Origin of the sequence: Lysinibacillus sp. NPDC095746 (assembly GCF_044763535.1) — a bacterium.
Lineage (GTDB): Bacteria > Bacillota > Bacilli > Bacillales_A > Planococcaceae > Lysinibacillus.
Genome location: NZ_JBIWGL010000015.1, coordinates 103,293 through 123,127, shown reverse-complemented (window position 1 = coordinate 123,127; position 19,835 = coordinate 103,293). Strand labels below are relative to the sequence as shown.

Below are 19,835 nucleotides of genomic sequence, written 5' to 3'. Positions count from 1 at the left end.
TCGCTGATAAGTCGCCGGAAATCGCTGATAAAAGACTTAGAATCGCTGATAAGTCGCCGGAAATCGCTGATAAAAGACTTAGAATCGCTGATAAGCGCCGGAAATCGCTGATAAAAGACTTAGAATCGCTGATAAGTCGCCGGAAATCGCTGATAAAAGACTTAGAATCGCTGATAAGTCGCCGGAAATCGCTGATAAAAGACTCGGAATCGCTGATAAGTCGCCGGAAATCGCAGATAAAAGACTTAGAATCGCTGATAAGCGCCGGAAATCGCTGATAAAAAACTTAGAATCGCTGATAAGTCCCGAAAAATCGCTAATAGAAGTCTGAGATACAGATTATATTATAGTGCTGCATTCATCCCTGCAATACGTCCTGTAACGAGTGCTGACGTTATATTATAGCCACCTGTGTAGCCGTGAATATCAAGTATTTCTCCGCAGAAAAATAAACCAGCTTTTTTCTTTGAAGCCATTGTCTTTGGTTCAATCTCTTTAACAGAGACGCCACCTCCAGTGACGAATGCCTTTTCAAGGGATTGCGTACCACTAACTGTCATTGTGAAATTGACGAGTAGTTTAGCTAAATTGCGGATTTTTTCCTGTGATAATTCAGTACCTGTCAATTGTACATCGATGTCTACACGTTCACATAAAAATAGCAGCCAGCTTTCAGGTGCAATTCCTTTCCAAACATTTTTCACCGCTTTTTTTGGATCTTCTTTAATGAGTTTGTTTAAATATTGCAGACATGTTTCTTCATTATAATCAACAAGAGTTTGAATACGCATTGTCACAGGCTCGTAACCGGTTTTCATTAATTCTTTCACGACAAATTGACTGCAACGCAAAACAGCAGGACCGCTTAATCCGAAATGAGTAAAGAGCATGTCCATTTGATGTGTTACGAGCACCTTGCCCTTTTTGTTTAAAACAGAGACTGCGACATTTCTTAGAGCAAGTCCTTGTAGCTCACGAGCTTGAATAAAATCCTCTTTTGATAGTACAGGAACCTCAGTAGGGAAAAGAGTTGTAATTGTATGGCCAGCACGCTCTGCCCATGGATAACCATCGCCTGTTGAGCCTGTTTGTGGAACAGCTTTCCCACCAACGGCAACGACTACCGCCTTACTACGAATTTCTGTGCCATCTGTAAGACGTACCCCAAGAATTTTTTCCTCATCCATTAGAAGTTTATTAACGGGTGTGTTTAAGCGAACTTCAACATGTAGTCTCTGAAGCTGACGAATAAGTGCATCTACAACATCTTGCGCGCGATTAGACACAGGGAACATACGCCCATGATCTTCCTCTTTTAATGCCACGCCAAGGCCTTCGAAAAATGCGATAATATCTTCGTTATTGTAAACCGTGAATGGGCTGTAAAGAAAACGGCCGTTCCCAGGTATGTGCTTAACGATTTCTTCAACTGGTAAACGGTTTGTGACATTACAGCGACCACCGCCTGAAATGGCCAGTTTTTTGCCAAGCTTCGTCCCTTTTTCTAGTAATAATACTTTCTTTTTTTGCTCTCCAGCAGCGATAGCAGCCATTAAACCGGATGGGCCACCACCGATAACGATAACATCGTACATATATTTAAACTCACTTTCTTATCAAATTAGGAATCTTTCCTATTATACATGAAGTCTATATGAGGGGCTTCTTTCACATTGAAAATAAAACAAAAGTATTTTATAATGCTTTATCTTCTACTTTAAGTAGCTCGACCCATAACGTGGAGTTGATTTCCGTTCCGACTAGGCGCTTTCCTGGGGGCGTCCGATGAGCCGCTTCGCTTCGCTGCAGGGTCTCATCTGTAACGCTAATCCCCAAGGAGTCGCCTAGTCTCCACTACAATCAACTTATACACATGACATACTTTTTAATACAATGTCATCTAAAACTTTCGGTGATGAGCTTTCAAGTGTGAAATTTAGATGGAAGATGGAAAATTAAAGTGTTTTTAAATGAGATAATGTGCTCGTTGTTTGAACGAATAATCAGTGTAGGAGAACCTCACTGATGAAAGTTTTGCAATATCTGTATTGTCTGTATGAAATGAATGTCTTTTCATGCTATTATGGTAAAGGTTAAGCACTAAATTATGAGGTGAAAAATAGAATGTGCGGATTTATAGGCTATATTAATGGAACAAATGTGATCGATCATCATCAAACGATCGAAAATATGATGAATACAATTATTCACCGTGGACCAGACAGCGGTGGGATTCATAGTGATGATAAAGTAACGTTAGGATTCCGTCGATTAAGTATTATCGACTTATCAGACGTGGCAAATCAGCCGTTGTACAGTGCGGATGGTAACATCGTTCTCGTATTTAATGGAGAGATCTTTAACTTCCAAGAGCTGCGTGCTGATTTGGTTGAAAAAGGTCACAACTTTAAAACACACTCTGATAGTGAAGTTATTATTTATGGTTATGTTGAATATGGCGTAGAATTTGTCAAAAAGCTTCGCGGGATGTTCGCATTCTGTATTTGGGATAAAAAGAATGATTTGCAATTCATCGCTCGTGATGGCTTTGGTATTAAGCCACTGTATTATACAGAAAACACTACAGATGGTACTTTTATTTTCGGTTCAGAAATTAAATCATTTTTACCACACCCATCATTTATTAAAGAATTAAATAAAAATGCGCTACGTCCGTATTTGACGTTCCAATACTCTTCAATGGACGAAACGTTCTTTAAAGGTGTGTACAAATTACAACCAGCACACTATATGCTTATTCAAAATGGACAAAAGCAAATTGTGCAGTATTGGGATAAAAAATTCCATGCAAAAGAAGCTCCAATTGAAAAATATGTTGAAGAAATTCGTACGACAGTAAGAGAATCAGTAGATGCGCATCAAATAAGCGATGTAAAGGTTGGTTCTTTCTTATCAGGTGGTATTGATTCAAGTTATATTACTTCATTATTACGCCCTGATAAATCCTTCTCTGTTGGTTTCTCTGACTATGAGGATATGTTTAATGAAACAAATTTAGCAAAAGATTTATCTGACACATTAAATATTCAAAATGAGCGTAAATATATTTCGGCAGATGAGTGTTTTGAAGCATTACCAAAAATTCAGTGGCATATGGACGAGCCACAATCGAACCCATCTTCTGTCCCACTTTACTTCCTTTCTGAGTTAGCATCGAAGGATGTAACAGTAGTACTTTCAGGTGAAGGTGCGGATGAAATTTTCGGTGGTTACTCATGGTACCAAAACTCTGGCAAAATGCAAAAATATGAGAAAGTTCCATTTGGTATTCGTAAAGCGTTACGTGGCTTAGCAGAGGCGTTACCTAAAAATCAATATACACACTTCCTTATTAAAGGTGGTCAAACCGTAGAAGAACGCTTCATTGGGGAAGCGGTTGTATGGGACGAAGAAGATGCATTAAATGTTTTGAAACCGGATTATAAAAATGGTCCGTCTGTAAAATCCATTACAAAACGCATTTACGATGAAGTTCCAGGTGATGATGATGTTACTAAAATGCAGTATCTTGATTTAAATCTTTGGATGCCAGGCGATATTTTATTAAAAGCAGATAAAATGAGTATGGCCCATTCTATTGAATTACGTGTTCCATTTTTAGATAAAGAAGTGATGGAATTAGCGAAAAACATTCCATCGAAATATCGCGTAAATGACATTGATACGAAATACGTTCTTCGTCAAGCTGCACATCAGGAATTACCTGAAGAATGGGCAAAACGTCCAAAGCTTGGCTTCCCAGTACCAATTCGTCACTGGCTACGTGAAGAAAAGTATTATAAGATGGTAAAAGAAATGTTTACAACTGACTTTGCCAATGAATTCTTTGATACTAAACAATTAGTAGGCTACCTCGATGAGCACTATGAAGAAAAAGCAAATCGTGGCCGTTATATTTGGACAGCCTATGTGTTCTTAGTATGGTATAAACAATTTTTCGTAGATATGAAATAGAGCAGTATCAAATCGGTGGGGGTTTTCTGAATCTCCACCGATTATTTTGAGCCTTCTACTTTCTATGGGAAGGGCACAGCCACTATTTTTTTATAGAGCTTCTAGAACTTTTTAATGTATTTGTGCGTCTGTTTACCTATAAATATGTTAAGATTACAGTTGGTTTACTTATTTAATATTTTGCGATGGTATGCTTTCTAGTATTCTGCTGAATTTTTTATGGCGGTAGAATTAGGATTTAAATAGTAAAGAAAGCTACGTTTGAAACAATCCTGAAAAAGGGCTCGGGTAGCGGAAGAAACCGCTCAGGTAGCAAAAAAGGACTGTTCAAGAATCAGGTTAAATCTCATTTTGAAAAACGCATGCCCTGCTGTATGGGAATAAATACCTTTAATAGCAAATGTTTATAAGTGTTTTGGTAATGAAAATATTGATTTTACGATGAATGGATGGGTACGATGTCCAATTTAATGAAAGGTACTGCGATATTAACAATGGGAATGTTTTTATCGAAGGTGCTCGGATTAATTTATATTTTTCCTTTTTATGCGATTGTAGGTGAGGAAAATGTTGCTCTCTATCAATATGCATATATTCCCTATTCGATAATGCTAGCAATAGCCATCTCAGGTGCGCCAATTGCTGTATCCAAGTTTGTTTCTAAATACAATGCATTGGGTGATTATCAATCAGGCCGCAAGCTAATGAAATCTGGCATACTTATTATGATGTGTACGGGGTTAGCTGCGTTTATTGTTCTCTTTATATTAGCCACGCCAATAGCGGGGCTTGTTATTAAAAGTGATGAACAGGCATTTACGGTAGAGCAAATTGCTTCAGTTATTCGCTGGGTGAGTTTTGCGCTAATTGTCGTGCCATTTATGAGCCTCTGGCGTGGATTTTTCCAAGGCTATGACAAAATGGAGCCTACAGCGGTTTCTCAGTTAGTGGAGCAAATTGTTCGCATTGTTGTGTTATTGGGTGGTTCTTTCTTAGTTGTGGTAGTTTTCAAAGGGACACCAGAAACAGCTGTTTCCTTTGCAGTATTTGCTGCATTTATTGGGGCAATTGGTGGGTTGCTAGTACTTTATTATTATTGGAAGAAGTATCAACCTGAATTTGATTTACTGCGCAGTCAAAGTGTGACGTCTACACAGCTACCAATGTCCAACATCTATAAAGAAGTAATTACGTATTCAATTCCAATGGTATTTGTAGGCGTAGCCAATCCGTTGTTCCAATTAGTAGATATGCTAACATTTAATGGAGCTATGATATCGATAGGCTTAGCGGAAGTAACAGATAAGTATTTATCAATGATTAACTTTACAACACAAAAGGTTGTCATTATCCCAGTAATGTTAGCTACAGGTTTTTCGTCGGCACTAGTACCGACGATTACAAAGTACTTTACGCAAGGTGAATATTTATCGCTACGACATGCAATGGATAAAACATATCAAATATTAATTTTTATTACATTGCCTGCGGTAGTTGGAATTTCATTGTTATCGAATGAAATTTACTTTATGCTCTATACTGAAAGTGAGATGGGGGCTATGATTTTAGCCCATTATGCACCTGTTGCTATTTTATTTGCATTATTCCAAGTCACGGCAGCTCTTTTACAGGGCATTGACTTCCAAAAGTGGATTGTCTTAAGCTTATTAACTGGAATTTTCGTCAAGCTAGCGATTAACATTCCGTTAATTCGTTGGATGGAGGCAGATGGCGCACTTCTCGCTACAGCTATTGGCTATAGTGTTTCAATTATTATTAATATGCTAGTGTTAAGAAAAACACTGAACTATAGATCTGAAATGGTTATTCGTCGTGTCATGCTCATTTCTCTTTTGACAGCGGCAATGGCGGTAAGTGTACTAATCGTTCATAAACTTTTAGTGTTATTAATGGGACCAGTAAGTAGTAAATTCTCTGCATTAGTTTATTCTGTTATTTGTGCTGGAGTAGGTGTAGCAGTATATGGCTATTTGTCTTTACGCCTAGGCTTAGCACAAAAGCTTCTCGGTGAACGATTGACAAGATTTACAAACAAACTAGGGCTTAAATAGGAGGTACTAATGCGTTTAGATAAATTACTGTCGAATATGGGTTACGGGTCACGCAAGGAAGTTAAGCAGCTTCTAAAGCAAAAAGCAGTGACAGTAGATGGTGCATATGCGAAGGATGCAGCATTACATGTTGATCCTGACAAGCAGGATGTCTCCGTATTTGGTGAACGTGTGAACTATACAGAATTTGTATACTTTATGATGAATAAACCTCCTGGAGTTATTTCTGCAACGGAAGATTTACGAGATGAAACTGTCATCGATTTGTTAGATCCATTACACCAACATTTTCAGCCTTTCCCTGTAGGTCGCCTAGATAAAGATACAGAGGGATTATTGTTGATCACAAATGATGGCATATTAGCACATAATTTATTGTCACCTAAAAAACATGTGCCGAAGGTTTACTATGCACAAATAGAAGGAATTGTGACTGAGGATGACTGTGAGAAGTTTGCTCAAGGTGTTGAGTTAGATGATGGTTATGTAACAAAACCCGGAGAGCTCATCATATTAAAATCCGCTCAGCAATCAGAAATTGAGTTAACGATTCAAGAAGGAAAGTTTCATCAGGTGAAGCGTATGTTTGAGTCTGTTGGTAAACGTGTAACGTATTTAAAACGCCTATCGATGGGCAGCCTAAAGCTAGATGACAATCTAGAGTTAGGTGAATATCGAGCATTAACGGCCGAAGAACTAGCTTGCTTACAAAATAGGGATTAAGGAATTCCTCGATGCTAATATAGATTAGTATCGAGGCATTTTTTATATACATAGTTATACCGGTAACTGTATAATTGAAATAACTTTTGTGTAAAAAGCTATTTAGTCTAACGTACTAATAAATCTCTAAATGTTTCAGAAAATCTGATGGTGAAAATAAGTAGAGGACAAGTTAATGAAAAACCTAAGAATTAAATTATTAATATCTTTATTTGCCTTTGCATTAATACTAGTTGGTGTTATTTTTTACGTTAATAGGCAAATACTTACTGAAGATATGAAAAAACAAGAAGTCATGAATAGAACATTAATTGAAAATCATATTCTTAAGGATATGCAGGCTGTAGATAATGCACATTTTTATTTTGATAAAAATCTCTCTGAAAAAATGGAAGAAGTACTACGAAAACTAATTACTTATTATAAAGAAAATCCACATATAGCGAAGTGGGATTTACAGAAAATAAAAAGCGAAAATGACATGGACGTGTACATACTCGACCAATCAAATACCGTAATTTATACTACTTTTGAAAAAGATAAAGGATTAGCTTTTTCAGAATGTTGCCACCGTTTTTCTACTTTACTAGACGAACGTCGAGCAAGCGGAGAATACTACTCTGATGGTATAGATATTTCAACAACTACTGGGGGATATCGAAAATTTGGCTATTTAGCAACATCTGACAAGAAATATTTATTTGAGGTAGGTATAGACTTACTTGATGATCCTGTATTCCAAACGTTTAACTTCGGAAAAACTGCTGACTATTTAATAGATAAATATGCAGATTTGATAGAAGTACAAACGATAAATGCGGGTGGTGTTTTCTTTGATGATTCTAAAGCTAAAAAAATAACTGTAAATGATAAATCGAAAATGTTTCAAGAGCATTTTGAGCTAGCAAAAAAAACGATGAAACCAACGGAATATCAAACGGAGTTTAAAAATGGTTATATCGAAAAATACCGTTTTATACCTTACGAAGCTGAAGCGGTTCGGGGAGAATCCACTAGAAGAGTTGTATATGTGAAATATGGTAATTTCACAGAAATAAGAGCGCTAACTAAAAATATAAAGCAGTTTCGAGTATTGCTTTGTATTGCTTTAGTAACTTCGTTCATCATGTTACTAGTCATCAACAAACTCCTTTCCAAAACGATTCATCTTGCAACATATGATCCTTTAACAAATGTTTATAATCGTGCTACCTATGTTAGTAAAATGGATAAGTTATTAAGACAAAGGAAGACGAATCAACCTGGTTTATTGCTGTTAGATTTAGATAATTTTAAACAAGTAAATGATCGGTTTGGACATGTTGAAGGTGATAAAATTCTGATTGAAACAGCAAGAACATTAAAGCAAGAAGTAGGGAAAAATGGCTTTGTTGTAAGATTTGGTGGCGATGAATTTGCAATTGTTTTATATGATACGAAGGATGAAAGTATGGGGAAATTAGCAAATTCCATTTTGGAGAAAATTCATCACTTGAAGTATGAGGATAATGTTTCTATTGATAGATGGTCTGTACTTTCAGTAAGTATGGGCGGAGCTATTTGCATTCATCCAGATGAGTCAGAAAGAAGCTTATTTGAGCGTGCAGATAATGCGTTGTATCAATCGAAAAATGCTGGTAAAGACCAATACACCAGTTATGAAGAAGCTCCTGCTAATAAAGAAAGCTAATGCCACTTCGAATTTTTAAGGATAACATAATATACTCGCTCCATTTTTATTAGTGAGTCCAAGCAAGAAGTTAAAGCCTCCGAACGCCATTTGCCGAGGCATAATTGATGGGCTTGAGATTCACTTTAGAAATGGAGCGATTTTTTGCCGTTAAAGTCCGTAAAAGGTTACATTATATTGGCTCATCACCAAAAGCTGTGGATGATATTAGTTAAAACAGATGCCATGTATATTAGTTGGGATGAGCACTTTATTCATGGTGCGTCTTAAGCTTTGATCTATAAAATATACAACTGCATAAAACTAGGAAAGCAATGACTGCAAACATTGCATTCATATAATGTGTTAACAGCCACCCACCAATAATTGGTCCAATAAATCCACCTAAATTTTTAAATTGAGCTGCTCCTAAATAGGTTCCCTTTTGTGTATCAGGCGCAATTTCATCAATCATGACACTCATCGTTGGAAAGGCGAAAATTTCACCAATCGTGAATATAATCATAGCGATAATATATAACGAATAGTTAGTTGAGAAGCCGAATAATAAAAGACCAAATGCCAAAAACAAAATCCCTACTAATAGAGTAGCTGTGGATGAAAAACGTTCCGAAAGTATGCTAATCGGTAATTGTAGTAATAACACAACTGCTGCATTTAGTGAGATTAGTAGAGAATAGAGCTTAGTTCCATCTTCAATTTTAAGTTCAATGATTTGTGGCAGTGTTGAATCAAATTGAGAATAACCGATATTTATTAAAATTGCCCCTAAAATAAAGCTTAGTAATACACGATTCGTTAATAGAATCGTAAAGGTTTGCAGTATTTTAGTTGGTGTTGAAGCTTTTGGTTGTTGCATTTTATAGCGATTTAACACGAAAAATAAAAATACGGCGTAAATAATATACATAGTCCCTGTCAGCATGAATGGAATACTTGGGCTGGACAATTGAGAAATATAAACACCAATAATAGGGCCGATTACAGCCGCTATGTTAATGGCTGTGTAACGAAACGAATATAATCTTTTCCGTTTATCTGCAGGAGTAAAATCAATCATTAATGCCTGTGTTGAGGGTTCAAAGAAGGAGCGACATAAGCCATTAAGGGCGTTCAATGCTACAAAGAACCAAATCGTTTGTGCTGTTGCAAAGCCAAAGAACACAATACTCCAAACAATAATCGTAAGTAAAATGACGTTTTTTCTACCAAAGCGGTCTGTTAAATAACCACCGAAGAACCCGCCTACAGTGGAGATTAACGGTGCAATACCAACCGTTAAACCTATTTGTAAAGGGGATGCTTCTATCTCATTATGTAGGTAAATTGCTAAAAAGGGCATTGCCATAAAACTTGCAATACGTGTGAAAATAGTTCCTCCTAAAATAATCCAAACTAGTGGGTGAAACAGTTTGGGAAGTTTCATAGAATCGTCCTCTCGAAATGAAGAATGTTTCGATTTTAACGGATTGTTAAACAATTGTAAATAGTGGGAAAATATTCAGAGATAACGCCAAGGAAACAAATTTTATAAAAATACAGTAATTTTTAGAGTGGTGGTTTGAACAGAAAACATCTGATGTTCAGGAACATCTATAAAAATTATTAAATGCTATGTTAATAGTGAAGTGCATGAAATTTCGGAATTTGTGAATATTTATTATTTTATTTTTTAAAGATATAGGCATGGTGTTTTTTTTGATAGATGATAGAAAACAAAAGGCTGTTTTCGTATTACAGTGTGCTATTCAACTCCCATGAAAAGACGAAATAATCTTTCATTCTCTGTAGTGTATCGCTGGTTTTTGCGCTCCATGGATAGCTAATGGGCAAGGATAGTTAAATAAAAGCGGTTGTATTATTATGGTAAAATTGATTGAAAGGGAGGGCTGTCAAAATGAATTTTTCAGGGGATGCGGTAGGTATGGTAGGAGCGTTGTTTGCGTTAATACCTATTTTGTTAGTAGCTTTAGTATTAAGATGGGTTAGAATCATTCGAGTGAATAGTGAAATTCAAATTGAACAAAACAAAGAAATTATTTCTTTACTTAAAGAAATGACTAAGAAAAATTAAAAAGCGATAAATAGATGGGTAATTGAAGAAGTGCAGTTGTCTTATTCGCTAACAGGGTGCTTCGCATAAAATTGGATTCGCTACATAACATTTTGTAAATCTTTTAGAGCCAAACAAAAAAAGAATGACCACGACGAAAGGTCATTCTTTTTCCATACAAGATGCTTTACGTGTTACACGTAAAAACTAAGACGTCAATTTTACTTTTTTCTTCGTCGTTGTCCATTTGCCTCGACTTGGACTCATTACCAAATCGTTAAAGGCTAACACGTTCAAATCTCTTTGAACGGTGCGAGGAGTGATACTAAACTCTTCGACTAAATCCTGTGTAGACACGGTTCCTTTGTCTAAAATAAACATGTACACGTCTTTAATACGATTAAGCATTCGATCAGTAGTTGGTTTCATAAATGAACCACTCCTTCATCTTAATTCTCTTGGCAAAGACTAGCGGACGACAATATGTGCGGAGTGCACTTAGGCTAATAAGTAGCTGCCTTAGACATCCCCTTTTCTAATTTTATATTCAGAAAAATCATTCTGATAAATTCATTATATAGAAAAGCTAGTCAATTTTCTAGTGAATGCAAGGGAAATTTACAATTAAGACATAAAATTTTCACTGTATTTTGTGGGAATAAGTGAAAAACGTGCTATATGTGGTATTGTCCGAAGTAAGATTTTGAAAAGGTTGTAAGAAAGATGATTGTAATTTATGTTGTAAAGAGTAGAATAATGTTAATACATTGAAGGAGGTACATCGTATGGATTGGTTACAAGCTGCAAAGGAAAGGCAAGATGAATTGATACAAGAGTTACAGGAGCTTGTGCAAATAAATAGTGTTCTCGATGAGAATACGATCACTACTGAAGTACCTTTTGGTGATGGTCCACTAAAGGCTCTTGAATGGTTATTAGCAAAAGGCCAAGTTGAAGGGCTGCAAACGAAAAATATTGATAATTATGCAGGTCATATACAGATGGGTGAAGGCGATGATTTATTAGGTATTTTATGTCATGTTGACGTAGTACCGGTTGGTGATGAAACAGATTGGACATACCCACCCTTTAGCGGCACTGTAGCAGATGGTAAGCTATTTGCTCGTGGCGCAATAGATGATAAAGGCCCAACAATTGCGGCATGGATGGCCATGAAACTTGTCAAAGATGCAGGCATTAAGCTTCATAAAAGAGTACGTATGATAATTGGTACGGATGAAGAAACAGGCTTCCGCTGTGTCGACCACTATTTTAAACATGAGGAAATGCCGACGATTGGATTTGCACCAGATGCGGATTTCCCGCTCATCAATGCTGAAAAAGGCATTGCAGAGCTAGTGTTCTCTCAAAATAAAACAGGTGATGCTTCGAAAGAACAGCTATTACTATTTAATGCTGGAAAGCGACCAAATATGGTACCTGATTTTGCAAAAGCAACAGTGCAGTTTGTTTCCCCACAATTTGCACAGAATTTTCACACATTTTTAAGCGAAAATCAGCTAGAAGGCTCTTTATTAATCGAGGGTTCTCGCTATATAATAACTATCAAAGGTAAAGCAGCTCATGCAATGGAGCCGGAAAAAGGTGTCAATGCAGCTGTTTATCTTACAGCATTTTTACAACAAGAGTTGACGACAGAGGCAAGTAAACAATTTGTCGACTTTATCGCAGATGTTTTTTATCAAGACCATTATGGTCACAAGCTTAATTTACAATTTGAGGACGAAATGTCTGGTAAAACTACATTGAATCCAGGTATTGTAACTTATGATGTGGCGAAAGGTGGTAGCATGGTTATTAGCATGCGCTATTCTGTTACATATCCATTTGATGAAAAAATCACAGAAGCACAACGCTTAGCTGTGGCAAAAGGATTTTCATTGGATATTCAGGATGACTCAAAGCCTCATTATGTAAGCGAGGACGATGCATTTATCCAGACGCTAGCAAATATTTATAGACGTCAAACAGGAGATTATGAAACGCCTTTACTTTCTACAGGTGGTGGTACGTATGCACGTGTGATGAAAAAAGGTGTGGCATTTGGCATGCTGTTCCCGGGTGAACCTGATGTAGCGCATCGTGCGGATGAGTTTGTCGTCATTGAAAATCTCATAAAAGCAACAGCAATCTATGCTGAAGCAATTGTTGAACTTGCGGGAAACAAATAAATTAAATATGAAAAGGATGAACGAAGCATGGCATATTCATTATGGAATGATCAAATCGTTGAAGAAGGATCAATTACAGTATCTCCAGAAGACAGAGGTTACCAATTTGGTGACGGCATTTATGAAGTAATTAAAGTTTATAACGGAAACATGTTCACAGCACAAGAACATATTGATCGTTTCTATGCGAGTGCCGAAAAAATTCGTCTTGTCATTCCGTATACTAAAGACGTATTGCACAAATTATTACATGATCTTATTGAAAAAAATAATTTGGAAACGGGCCATATTTATTTCCAAATTACACGAGGTACAACATCTCGTAATCATATTTTCCCAGATGCAAGTGTTCCAGCTGTATTAACAGGGAATGTTAAAGCTGGCGAGCGTTCATATGAAAACTTTGAAAAAGGTGTTAAGGCTACCTTTGTTGAGGATATTCGCTGGTTACGTTGTGATATTAAATCATTAAATTTATTAGGTGCTGTACTGGCGAAACAGGAAGCATCTGAAAAAGGCTGCTATGAAGCTATTTTACATCGCGGTGACATCGTAACAGAATGTTCATCAGCAAATGTTTACGGCATTAAAGATGGTAAGCTTTATACACACCCTGCTAATAACTTCATTTTAAACGGTATTACACGCCAAGTTATTTTAAAATGTGCTGAGGAAATTAATTTACCAGTTGTTGAAGAACCGATGACGAAGGCTGATGTATTAACAATGGATGAGGTAATTGTGTCATCTGTATCTTCGGAAGTAACACCTGTTATCGATGTGGATGGTAACAAAATTGGAGCTGGAGTTCCTGGGGAATGGACTCGTAAATTACAGCAAGCATTCGAAGCAAAATTACCACTTTCTATTAATGCAAAATAAATAAATCCTTTAAGAGAACTACCTAAACTTGGGTAGTTCTCTTTTTCTATAGAACAAATTATGGATGTTTTATCGTGAAACGTCATGTAAAATAAAAAGGATGAAAGCAGTTGTAGAATGATTGCTATCGGAATTTAAGGTTAAAGAGCAAATGTCGATGTAATGAATGCAAATGTCTATTTCTCTTCATTGAGTAATTTTTTATGTAGCGACCGTTACAACTACATTATGCCAAGGAGAAAATTGATACTTCGATTTGCCTTCCAAGCAGTAGTAGGGAAATTAGCAAATTAGATATAGGGCGAGAGTAAGATTGGAGTGACCAAAACACATGGCACAATTGGTGAAAATACAAGATTATATTTCACGCTATCAAATTGATTTAGCAAGATATCCAACTCAATTTGTACGCTTAAAGAAAAGTCAATGGGAGCGTGTTAAGCGACAGTGGGAGTTAGGAGAAGAAATTAGTGAGTGGCAACATACCGACGACGACTCAGAAAATGATTCTTTTACAGAAAAAGAGAGATTCTCTTTATTCAAAAAGATATTTGCAGGTCGTCAGAAGGAAGAAAATGTGGACGTTGAACAGATAGAAATATCGAATGAACTAATAAGTGATGAAGATATCATACCTGAAGAAGAAACGACTTTAACATTTGAACCGAAAATTGTCTATGCACCGCAATCAATTCATGAATTAAAACGAATGTTTATCGATCAATTTTTCCATTTTCAAATGAAATGGGCAAGTTCAACATTACGTGAAAAGTCGTATGTAGATCCTCGTTTTATGCGTGATCCATTACTACGAAATTTATTGCAAAAATTACCGGACAATTATTTGCTTTTTTACTATCCTATTTTACAAATTAGAAAAGCACCCATAGAGCTTGATGTCGTATTAATGTCACCGACAGAATGTATTTGTATAACTGTGCTGGAAGCAGAAAATCAAGCTGTTTATGTAGGAGGCAGTGAGCGATTCTGGATAAAAAAAGTAGGAACGAAGGATTCAAAAGTCCTTAATCCAATGATAAGTTTAAATCGTATGGAGTCTGTATTAACGCAATTATTTACGCAGGACGATATAAATATGCCAATTCGTAAAGTCATATTAACACAGAATGGCTATTTCGATTATCCAGGATCACCTTACGGAATTCAATTTGTGGATCGTCGAAATTATGGAGAGTGGATGGAGCATTTAAAGAAAGTATCCTCTCCTATGAAACATATGCAAATTCGTGCTTCTCAAACGATTTTAAACAACGTACAAACAACATCTTTTAATCGAGATATTTGGAAGCAATCTTCTCAACCAGCCGGGGATTAGTGAATGCGAGTATTATTTATTGTGAATGAAGCAGCAGGGCACGGCAAAGGTAAGAAAGTCTGGCATCACCTGCAACGACAATTATCAATGAATTATGAAGTCGCCTTTACAGAATATGAGGGGCATGGAAAGGAACTTGCAAAAAATTGGGCGCAAAATGCTCAAACCAAACAATTAATTGTTATTGTTGGCGGTGACGGCACAATACATGAGATTGTTAGTGGCGTTGTACATAATAAATTTATCGTTATTGGTGTAGTCCGTGCTGGTTCCGGAAATGATTTCGCACGATACTTTACTACATTTCAAAATGCTTTTCAAATTGAAAGCTATATTCAAAATAATGAAATGGCTAATCTCCCAATGGATGTTGGTGTCGTTCAATTTGGAGATCAACAGCACGAAATATTTGTCAATAATGCTGGTGTGGGCTTCGATGCATTTGTCACAAAACGTATTAATAAATCCCGTTTGAAGCTTTACCTCAATAAAATTGGGCTCGGCAAATTATCCTATGCTGCGGCTGTTGTAAGAGGGCTATTTAGCTTTAAATCCTTTGATGTAACTATTCGGACAAACGATCAAGAATGGCAATTTAAGCAGGCGTGGTTTGTAGCGATGAGCAATCAACCTTATTTCGGAGGGGGGATGAAAATTTCCCCATCTTCTAAACCTAATGATGGACGAATCGAACTGACAATCGTTCACGGTATTTCACGACTTAAATTGCTACTAGTATTTGTGACTGTGTTTTTTGAAAAGCATACAAAATTTAAAGAGATTACTTTTTTGCAAGGCAATCAATTTAACATTTTCGTGCAAGCAAATAACATTGATTGTCATACAGATGGTAACTATATTGGAGAAATTAGAGAGGGAACGAATATCCCTTGTACAGTGCAACGTAATGCTTGGCAGGTTATAGCAAAGGAACATTGAAAGATGGCCCATCACTAAAATATCATTTCGCAATAATTTCATGCGAATTTTATAGTTATACGTTATACTATAAAAAATCAATAATTTCATGAGAAAGAAATGAGGAAAAAAATTGAGATTAAGAAATAAGCCTTGGGCGGAGGAAATGATTACGAGTCATCCAGAGGTGATTGTTCCAAATCCTGAAGACTTTAAAGGGAATTGGCAGGCTGTTTTCGGAAATGACAACCCACTACATATTGAAGTAGGTACTGGGAAAGGACAATTTGTCACAGGTATGGCCTTACAAAATCCGGATATAAATTATATTGGCATTGAGCTTTATGACAGTGTCATTGTTTGTGCATTAGAAAAAATTATAGAGGCTAAATCTCCAGCGAATTTACGACTATTAAAAGTAAATGGCGCAGATTTAAATAAATTTTTTGCAAAAAATGATGTAGACCGTGTGTATCTGAATTTCTCAGATCCTTGGCCAAAAACGCGCCATGCTAAGCGACGTTTAACGCACGGGGATTTTTTGAAATTATATGAGTCGATTTTAGTGGATGAGGGGGAAATCCATTTTAAAACGGATAACCGTGGTTTGTTTGAGTATTCATTAATTAGTATGTCTGAATATGGTATGTTACTTAAGTATGTATCACTCGACCTACATGCGAATATGCCTGAGGATAACGTTATGACTGAATATGAGCAGAAATTTTCTGCTAAAGGACAGCCGATTTATCGTCTAGAATCGCAATTCTTTACTAAATAGGGGGAGTATGGATGGATCAGTTAACGTTTCACAATATGTCATTATCATGGCTAAACGGGGGTGTCACTTGCCTTGATGGCGGTGCTATGTTTGGCGTTGTACCAAAACCACTTTGGTCACGCAAATATCCAGTCAACGAAAAAAATCAAATCGAGCTACCAACTGAGCCGATTTTAATTCAATATGGTGGCAAAAACTATCTTGTTGATGCAGGTGTTGGCTTTAACAAATTAAATGAAAAACAACTACGAAACTTTGGGGTAACTGAAGAATCAACATTAGCGGCTAGCTTACAGGAGTTAGGACTAACAACAGCTGATATTGATGCAGTATTAATGACGCATCTACATTTTGACCACGCTGGGGGTTTAACGCAATGGGAAGATGATATCCTTGTACCAACATTCCCGAATGCCAAAATCTTCGTAACGAAAATCGAGTGGGACGAAATGCGTGAGCCAAATATTCGCTCGAAAAATACGTATTGGAAAGAAAACTGGGAGCCAGTTCAGCACTTAGTAGAAACGTATGAAGGTACGTTGGAAGTAGCTCCGGGTATTGAAATGATTCATACGGGTGGTCATAGTGATGGACATGCCATTTTAAAATTAACTCAAAATGGCGAGGTATTATTGCATATGGCAGATATTATGCCAACACACGCACACCAAAATCCATTATGGGTTTTAGCGTATGATGATTATCCAATGACGAGTGTCTTTGCCAAGGAACGTCTAATGAAAGAAGCACTTGCAAATGGCTACGGCTTTATCTTCTACCATGATGCGTATTACCGCATGATTAAATGGGATGAAACAGGTAAAGAAGTTGTAGATAAATTAGAACGCAGCAGACAAGCTGTTATTACATTTTAATCAAAAAACGTGTGAACCTTTTGTGTTCGCACGTTTTTTTATCTTTATTTAGCAAATGCTCTTTGAAACGAAAGTGCAACCGTGAAGACTTTCACCTCTGACATGGTACATTTAAAGGGAACTTCCTGTATTACGGGTGGGTATTTTTAGGTTTTACAAAAATGGAGGTTTAATTTAATTAAAACGTATGCGATGTATATAAGTTGATTATGAGTGGAGGCTGGGCGACTCCTTGGGGATCAACAATAGAGGAACGAAGGCTAAAAGCATCACATCCTGTGATAACGCCTTCGTGACAAACATCGTGCTGCTGTCGCTACGTTGCACTCACGCTTTCGCGCAAAAAACATCTGTTGGCCCGAGACCCTGGAGCGAGCAACGCGAGTGAAGCGGCTCATCGTACGCCCCCAGGAAGCTTTGCTCTGTGTGAAAGCGAAGCGACAGCAACAAATGTTTTCTGTAGCGAAAGCGAAGCGACAGCAACAAATGTTTTCTGTAGCGACAGCTACAAAGCGCTCGGCCGGAACGGAAATCAACTTCACGTTACGTTGATGAGCCTAATTGTCTATACCCCATTTTTTTGACACTTTTTTCGTGAACATCTTGGAAAATATGATACACTAAAAGCTATACTAAAACACAAAAGAGAGTTGAAATATACATGGCAACTGAGCAACCATTTTTACCAGTATTACTAGGATCAGATATGAATGCATATGGTATGGCACGTGCATTTTATGAGGCTTATGGTATTAAACCACTTGTATTAGGACGTTCACATTTAACGGCAACGCAAGATAGTCATATCATAAACTTCGAAGAGATTGATCGCTTAAATGAACAGGATGTATTTGCACCTGCACTTGCAAAGGTCGCAAAAAAATATTCAGATAAAAAACTACTGTTGTTAGCTTGTGGTGATGATTATGCAAAGCTTATTATCAAAAATAAGCCAGCATTGCAGGAGCATTTTACAGTACCATACATTGATGAATCACTTATGGATGAAATTTTATTAAAAGAAAATTTCTATAAAATGTGTGATAAGTACGATTTTAAATATCCTGGTACGACGACTGTAACAGCAGACAATTACGAAAACTTTACACCACCATTTGATTACCCAATTATTTTAAAGGCATCGAACTCGGTGGAATATTGGGCATGTAAATTCCCGGGTAAGAAAAAAGTTTTCGTTGCGAATGATGAAGCGGAAAAAACAGCTATTTTAAAAGCAATTTATAGCTCAACTTATCAGGATACAATGATTATTCAAGAATTCATTCCAGGTGATGATTCGTATATGCGTGTACTAAATGCGTATGTAGGGAAGGATGGCAAAGTGAAGCTAATGTGTCTAGGAAACCCAATCTTAGAAGAGCATTCACCTGAAGGAATCGGTAGTTATGCAGCAATTGTTACAACATACGATAAAGAATTAATGGATCAAGTACGTTTCTTCTTAGAGGATATCGGTTATACAGGCTTTGCTAACTTCGATATGAAATATGATATGCGTGACAAACAGTATAAGTTGTTTGAAATTAACTTACGTAATGGTCGTTCTAGTTATTATGTAACGGCAAGTGGTCATAATTTAATGAAATATGTAGCGGATGACCATATGTTAAATATTGAACAGGAAGTAACTTATGTTCAGGACAAGCATTTATGGATGATCATTCCTAAAGGCGTGCTATTCAAATATGCATCAAATGAAAAGCTTAAGTTAGAAGCTAAAAAATTAATTCGTGAAGGGAAATATACAAACTCTCTTTACTTTAATCAAGATATGAATGCGAAACGTTGGGTGAAGCTAACGTTAAATAATTTAAATTATTATCGTAAATACAAAAAATACTTCAACAATAAAGGATTGTCTGAGTAAAACAAAGAAGCCATCTCGAATAACTGAGATGGTTTTTTCATAGAATCGAAAACAAAATGATTGAGGGGAAATTTGTTAAAATTGTACTTTTTTAAATGTGGGTGATTTCCGTTCCAGGCTACTCGCTTTCCTGTGGGCGAGCGTCGAGCCGCTTCCTCCGCTTACGCTCCGTGCAGGGTCTCGCCTGTCTCGCTTTCCCACGGGAGTCGAGTAGCCTTCCACTCCAATCAGCAGTAGCGTATAAATTTATTCATTTTAAAAGTGAACGATATGGCTACTCACTATAATCGAACAGAATAGATTTATAACAGTGACGCAATTATAAGTATATAATAATTGTAGTTATTTAAATAAGTATTTGTTACTATCGCTACATTATCATTGAGCTTTCGCACAGATACATTGATGCTGCCGCTTCGCTTTCACACAAAAAAATCTGCTAAAGTTTTG

At 36.7% G+C, this 19,835-nt stretch carries 17 protein-coding genes; 14 read left to right on the top strand and 3 right to left on the bottom strand.

Translation table 11 applies throughout. The features are described from left to right. A partial coding sequence (locus tag ACIQ7N_RS12965; protein WP_402932661.1) for a hypothetical protein occupies positions 1-278 on the top strand: 278 nt, incomplete at its 5' end. Between the two features lie 66 nt (positions 279-344). Here the strand turns inward: ACIQ7N_RS12965 and ACIQ7N_RS12960 are convergent. Continuing rightward, the gene (locus ACIQ7N_RS12960; protein ID WP_402932658.1) at positions 345-1,595 is read right to left on the bottom strand and encodes a BaiN/RdsA family NAD(P)/FAD-dependent oxidoreductase; all 1,251 of its coding nucleotides are present in this window, start codon (positions 1,593-1,595) and stop codon (positions 345-347) included. A gap of 529 nt (positions 1,596-2,124) precedes the next feature. Between ACIQ7N_RS12960 and asnB the strand changes: the two genes are divergently transcribed. The 4 genes from asnB (at position 2,125) to ACIQ7N_RS12940 (ending at position 8,460) form a co-directional block, all read left to right on the top strand. Beyond that, positions 2,125-3,975, top strand: coding sequence for an asparagine synthase (glutamine-hydrolyzing) (gene asnB, locus ACIQ7N_RS12955; RefSeq protein WP_402932655.1), 1,851 nt, complete (start codon positions 2,125-2,127; stop codon positions 3,973-3,975). A gap of 458 nt (positions 3,976-4,433) precedes the next feature. Continuing rightward, on the top strand, positions 4,434-6,047 hold the full coding sequence (locus ACIQ7N_RS12950) for a putative polysaccharide biosynthesis protein (protein ID WP_402932652.1): 1,614 nt from the start codon (positions 4,434-4,436) through the stop codon (positions 6,045-6,047). Positions 6,048-6,056: 9 nt separating this feature from the next. Continuing rightward, positions 6,057-6,770, top strand: a complete 714-nt coding sequence (locus ACIQ7N_RS12945) for a pseudouridine synthase (RefSeq protein WP_132357257.1) — start codon at positions 6,057-6,059, stop codon at positions 6,768-6,770. Positions 6,771-6,945: 175 nt separating this feature from the next. After that, on the top strand, positions 6,946-8,460 hold the full coding sequence (locus tag ACIQ7N_RS12940; RefSeq protein WP_402932650.1) for a GGDEF domain-containing protein: 1,515 nt from the start codon (positions 6,946-6,948) through the stop codon (positions 8,458-8,460). Positions 8,461-8,710: 250 nt separating this feature from the next. Here the strand turns inward: ACIQ7N_RS12940 and ACIQ7N_RS12935 are convergent, their stop codons facing one another. Beyond that, positions 8,711-9,886: an MDR family MFS transporter gene (locus ACIQ7N_RS12935; RefSeq protein WP_402932647.1), complete on the bottom strand. Its 1,176-nt coding sequence runs from the start codon at positions 9,884-9,886 to the stop codon at positions 8,711-8,713. Positions 9,887-10,357: 471 nt separating this feature from the next. On the opposite strand from ACIQ7N_RS12935, the gene ACIQ7N_RS12930 reads away from it, so the two are divergent. Then, a complete protein-coding gene (locus ACIQ7N_RS12930) occupies positions 10,358-10,534 on the top strand; it encodes a hypothetical protein (protein ID WP_402932644.1) in 177 nt (58 codons plus the stop codon). A 186-nt stretch (positions 10,535-10,720) separates the two neighbouring features. Here the strand turns inward: ACIQ7N_RS12930 and ACIQ7N_RS12925 are convergent, their stop codons facing one another. Beyond that, the gene (locus ACIQ7N_RS12925; RefSeq protein ID WP_049667439.1) at positions 10,721-10,942 is read right to left on the bottom strand and encodes a DeoR family transcriptional regulator; all 222 of its coding nucleotides are present in this window, start codon (positions 10,940-10,942) and stop codon (positions 10,721-10,723) included. 356 nt (positions 10,943-11,298) lie between these two features. Here ACIQ7N_RS12925 and pepV point away from each other — a divergent pair, with 356 nt between their 5' ends. The 8 genes from pepV (at position 11,299) to ACIQ7N_RS12885 (ending at position 19,385) form a co-directional block, all read left to right on the top strand. Beyond that, complete coding sequence (gene pepV / locus ACIQ7N_RS12920; protein ID WP_402932641.1) at positions 11,299-12,705, top strand: dipeptidase PepV; 1,407 nt, start codon at positions 11,299-11,301, stop codon at positions 12,703-12,705. A gap of 27 nt (positions 12,706-12,732) precedes the next feature. Then, on the top strand, positions 12,733-13,587 hold the full coding sequence (dat, locus tag ACIQ7N_RS12915; protein WP_402932638.1) for a D-amino-acid transaminase: 855 nt from the start codon (positions 12,733-12,735) through the stop codon (positions 13,585-13,587). Between the two features lie 331 nt (positions 13,588-13,918). Next, complete coding sequence (locus tag ACIQ7N_RS12910; protein WP_402932635.1) at positions 13,919-14,923, top strand: nuclease-related domain-containing protein; 1,005 nt, start codon at positions 13,919-13,921, stop codon at positions 14,921-14,923. Positions 14,924-14,926: 3 nt separating this feature from the next. Continuing rightward, on the top strand, positions 14,927-15,862 hold the full coding sequence (locus ACIQ7N_RS12905) for a diacylglycerol/lipid kinase family protein (RefSeq protein ID WP_402932632.1): 936 nt from the start codon (positions 14,927-14,929) through the stop codon (positions 15,860-15,862). Between the two features lie 112 nt (positions 15,863-15,974). Further along, positions 15,975-16,622, top strand: a complete 648-nt coding sequence (trmB, locus tag ACIQ7N_RS12900) for a tRNA (guanosine(46)-N7)-methyltransferase TrmB (protein WP_248716920.1) — start codon at positions 15,975-15,977, stop codon at positions 16,620-16,622. An 11-nt stretch (positions 16,623-16,633) separates the two neighbouring features. Continuing rightward, positions 16,634-17,497, top strand: coding sequence for a YtnP family quorum-quenching lactonase (locus ACIQ7N_RS12895; protein ID WP_402932629.1), 864 nt, complete (start codon positions 16,634-16,636; stop codon positions 17,495-17,497). Between the two features lie 426 nt (positions 17,498-17,923). Beyond that, complete coding sequence (locus tag ACIQ7N_RS12890) at positions 17,924-18,049, top strand: hypothetical protein (protein WP_402932626.1); 126 nt, start codon at positions 17,924-17,926, stop codon at positions 18,047-18,049. Between the two features lie 109 nt (positions 18,050-18,158). Beyond that, positions 18,159-19,385 carry a carboxylate--amine ligase gene (locus tag ACIQ7N_RS12885; RefSeq protein ID WP_248716918.1) on the top strand — a complete coding sequence of 409 codons (1,227 nt, stop codon included), beginning with the start codon at positions 18,159-18,161 and terminating at the stop codon, positions 19,383-19,385. Positions 19,386-19,835: the final 450 nt, after the last annotated feature.

Bases quoted from the DNA above. Each gene is read 5' to 3' on its own strand.
- ACIQ7N_RS12960 (WP_402932658.1), bottom strand. From the start codon at position 1,595: ATGTACGATGTTATCGTTATCGGTGGTGGCCCATCCGGTTTAATGGCT.
- asnB (WP_402932655.1), top strand. From the start codon at position 2,125: ATGTGCGGATTTATAGGCTATATTAATGGAACAAATGTGATCGATCAT.
- ACIQ7N_RS12950 (WP_402932652.1), top strand. From the start codon at position 4,434: ATGTCCAATTTAATGAAAGGTACTGCGATATTAACAATGGGAATGTTT.
- ACIQ7N_RS12945 (WP_132357257.1), top strand. From the start codon at position 6,057: ATGCGTTTAGATAAATTACTGTCGAATATGGGTTACGGGTCACGCAAG.
- ACIQ7N_RS12940 (WP_402932650.1), top strand. From the start codon at position 6,946: ATGAAAAACCTAAGAATTAAATTATTAATATCTTTATTTGCCTTTGCA.
- ACIQ7N_RS12935 (WP_402932647.1), bottom strand. From the start codon at position 9,886: ATGAAACTTCCCAAACTGTTTCACCCACTAGTTTGGATTATTTTAGGA.
- ACIQ7N_RS12930 (WP_402932644.1), top strand. From the start codon at position 10,358: ATGAATTTTTCAGGGGATGCGGTAGGTATGGTAGGAGCGTTGTTTGCG.
- ACIQ7N_RS12925 (WP_049667439.1), bottom strand. From the start codon at position 10,942: ATGAAACCAACTACTGATCGAATGCTTAATCGTATTAAAGACGTGTAC.
- pepV (WP_402932641.1), top strand. From the start codon at position 11,299: ATGGATTGGTTACAAGCTGCAAAGGAAAGGCAAGATGAATTGATACAA.
- dat (WP_402932638.1), top strand. From the start codon at position 12,733: ATGGCATATTCATTATGGAATGATCAAATCGTTGAAGAAGGATCAATT.
- ACIQ7N_RS12910 (WP_402932635.1), top strand. From the start codon at position 13,919: ATGGCACAATTGGTGAAAATACAAGATTATATTTCACGCTATCAAATT.
- ACIQ7N_RS12905 (WP_402932632.1), top strand. From the start codon at position 14,927: ATGCGAGTATTATTTATTGTGAATGAAGCAGCAGGGCACGGCAAAGGT.
- ACIQ7N_RS12895 (WP_402932629.1), top strand. From the start codon at position 16,634: ATGGATCAGTTAACGTTTCACAATATGTCATTATCATGGCTAAACGGG.
- ACIQ7N_RS12885 (WP_248716918.1), top strand. From the start codon at position 18,159: ATGGCAACTGAGCAACCATTTTTACCAGTATTACTAGGATCAGATATG.